Below are 3,224 nucleotides of genomic sequence, written 5' to 3' on the forward strand. Positions count from 1 at the left end.
TGGAGCTCACCGGCGCGCGGCGGGCCATGAAGGGCCTGTTCGACCGCAGTGTGGCCGCGGGGGTTCTCCTGCTGTGCGCGCCGTTGTTCCTGACCCTGGCGCTGGCGGTGCGCCTGACCAGTCGTGGGCCGGCCATTTTCAAGCAGACCCGGGTTGGCCGGGGTGGTGAGCACTTCACCATGTACAAGTTCCGGTCGATGTACGTTGACGCGGAGGCGCGCAAGGCGGAGCTGGAGTCCCGCAACGAGCGGGCCGAGGGGCTGCTGTTCAAGATGCGTGACGACCCGCGGATCACCAAGGTCGGGAAGTTCCTGCGCAAGTGGTCGCTCGACGAGCTGCCGCAGCTGCTCAACGTCGCGAACGGCACGATGTCGCTGGTGGGACCGCGCCCGCCACTGCCGTCGGAGGTCGCCCGCTACGAGGACGACGTGCACCGCCGGCTGATGGTGAAGCCGGGGCTGACCGGCCTGTGGCAGATCAGCGGCCGGTCGGACCTCGAATGGGACGAGTCGGTGCGGTTGGATCTGCGGTATGTGCAGAACTGGTCGCTGCCCCTCGACTTCTACATCCTCTGGCGCACCGTGTTCGCGGTCCTGCGCCGCGAGGGTGCGTACTGAGCCTTCCTCGCGTAGTGGCACTGCTCTGACGTGACTCGCGATCTTGGGTGTCGTCCGGGTTCTCTCCCGGGACGGTTGGCCGGGGCCTTCGGGGAGTATTTGGGACCGCGGCTCCCGGGATGTTTGCCGAAAACGATCATTTTGGCTTGTCCTGTCCTGCCCCAGGCAAGGACTCGTGCAGCCTGCCAGCCGGAACCCGTCAACGACCGGTAGCTCAGCATGCCGGGCGATCTGACGATTGGTGTCGGGCGCGCGAGGAGCTGCGTGACCCACCGTCGATCGGGGAGACGTGTCAGACCCTAACCGGATCGACGACGCGTTGTTGCGCGTGGCCTGAGACCCACCTGGCTCGGCGGCTCTATCTCGCTGGCCGAGCGGAGATGCATCAAAGGATGCTCTGCGAAGCAGATCGTGGGCCCATCTCTGGCCGTCTCCCCCATCAACTTCTTGCTTGCGGTGGAGGGTCATGGCAGCAAAATGAGACACCGATGGCCGTCTCGAATGCTGGTGCCGCGGTGTCGGCGGGAGGGTGAACGGGAGTTGAGTCCTACAGAGAGTAGCGATCCAGGGGGGCGGAGCGGTGATCCGGTGTGTCTTCGTATAGTGTTGCAGTGCACACTCTGCTGGCGACGCCCATAGGGGTAACCTGTAGAAGGTTACCTGGTACACTTACCGCACGCGACGGCGCTTCTTGGCGAGGTGAGGCACGCTTTGAGATCGGGGGCGAAGTGAGGCGCTCAGCTTAATTTTTTTCGTAAAGAAGTGACAAGCCGTCGCGGGGGTGGTAGTTGAGTCTTTGCTTCGCTGAGTGGACGCTGATCGAGTCCTGTCTCGCAGTCTCTTCTAGCGGCCTGCTCCGTCCATTCCTGATTGCCGCAGATTTCCGTCAGGCTTTGCTGTCGCTAGTGCATGAGAAGCGTGAAAAGACTCCAAATTCAGTAGTATATCGAAATCGGGGGACCTCTTATGCGAGGCCGTATTTCGCCGACTGTCAGTATCATCGTCCCGACGCTCAACGAAGCAAAAAATCTACCACATGTTCTCGCTCGACTACCGGGCGACGCTGAAATAATTCTGGTTGACGGCCACTCGACCGACGGAACCGTCGAAGTCGCTCGTCGTGTTCGGCCGGATATAGTCGTGACACACCAGAATCGCCGTGGCAAGGGAAACGCTCTGGCCTGTGGGTTCGCCCAGGCCAGTGGTGACATCATTGTCATGCTCGATGCCGACGGCTCAGCCGACCCGAGCGAGATTCCTGCGTTCGTTAATGCGCTCGAAGCAGGTGCTGACTTTGCCAAGGGCTCGCGTTTCGTCGCGAACGGCGGAAGCGCCGACATCACTCGTCTCCGTCGGCTCGGGAACCGTCTCCTGAACTTCCTGGTCAACATGCTCATTGGCTCGGACTTCACCGACCTCTGCTACGGTTACAACGCTTTTTGGCGACGGGTCGTCCCCATCTTCGACTTGGACACAGGCGGTGCCGGACCCCAAAAGCAGTGGGGGGACGGATTCGAGATCGAGACGTTGATCAACATGCGGGCCGTGCGGGCTGGACTTCGCATAGCGGAGGTCCCAAGTTTTGAACATCCACGCCTGCATGGGGTCAGTAATCTGAACGCATTCTCGGATGGTTTCCGGGTGTTGCGCACGATTTTCGTCGAGTCTTCCGCCTCGAGCGAGAAGGCTGAATTGGCGATCTATCCTAGGACCGATCCGCTTCCAGTCCAGCGGGGTGCCGAAACGGTGCGCGCCCCACCCGCTTTCGAAGAAACGGCCTGATGTCCCTGTGCCGGGACGATTGTTCCCGAGTATGGGCCGTGCGGAGCGGTTCCGCCGGTGTGGCGGATGGTCAAATTTCGATATATCAGAAGCCTGCTAGTTCCCCTACCCGTGAGGCGCTCCTACCACGACATGAACCGAGACCGCCTCTTATGACTTCACCCAAACCGTCAAGAGTCCCGCCTCGGGGGTCCGGACCGCGATCATCGTGAAGGTAATTCTGCTGGCACAGTTCTTTCCGCCGATCGTCGGTGGGGAGGAACGTCATGTCCTCAATCTCGGAAAGCAGCTGGCTGAACGCCACGACGTCACGGTGATAACTTTTGGCCCTCGAGCGGCGGCCGAGGAGCGGGATGGCTTGGACGTGCGTCTAGTGCGGCCGACAACCGCAGGTCTTCCATTGCTCTACACGACCGACCGGGTCTATGCGCCGCCGGTGCCAGATCCGCTAGTAGCAGCGGCGATCGCCAGGATCGTGCGTGAGGTGAAGCCCGACGTTATCCATGCGCACAACTGGATCGTGAACAGTGCGCTGCCGCTGCGCAGGTACCTCGACGTCCCGATCGTCGTCACCCTGCATGACTACAGCCATGTCTGTGCCACTAAGCGGATGATGTTTATGGGGGAGTTGGTGTGCTCCGGCCCAGCACTGTCACGATGCATACGATGCACCAGAAACCACTACTCCGGCGTGGTGGGGCCCCTGACCTTCGCGGCTAACCGCGGTGGCACACGACGGCGCGACAGGGCTGTCGACCGATACCTTGCGGTGAGCAACGCCGTGGCCCGGCTCAACCGGCTGGACAGTGGGCGGATTCCCTATGA

Annotated in this window: 3 protein-coding genes; all 3 read left to right on the forward strand. The window is 61.7% G+C overall.

The window, feature by feature from the left end; translation table 11 throughout:
- Positions 1-617, forward strand: a 617-nt coding sequence (locus tag AC08ON_RS06300) for a sugar transferase (RefSeq protein WP_476616617.1), incomplete at its 5' end; no start/stop codon positions are given.
- Between the two features lie 966 nt (positions 618-1,583).
- Positions 1,584-2,399 carry a glycosyltransferase family 2 protein gene (locus tag AC08ON_RS06305; protein WP_476606779.1) on the forward strand — a complete coding sequence of 272 codons (816 nt, stop codon included), beginning with the start codon at positions 1,584-1,586 and terminating at the stop codon, positions 2,397-2,399.
- A gap of 208 nt (positions 2,400-2,607) precedes the next feature.
- Positions 2,608-3,224: glycosyltransferase family 4 protein (locus AC08ON_RS06310; protein ID WP_476616618.1), on the forward strand; the 617-nt coding region annotated here is incomplete at its 3' end.

This window comes from Frankia sp. CoWAU3 (genome assembly GCF_977971855.1).

What these genes read in the sequence shown, in the direction of transcription:
- AC08ON_RS06305 (WP_476606779.1), top strand. Translation starts at nt 1,584, where the DNA reads ATGCGAGGCCGTATTTCGCCGACTGTCAGTATCATCGTCCCGACGCTC.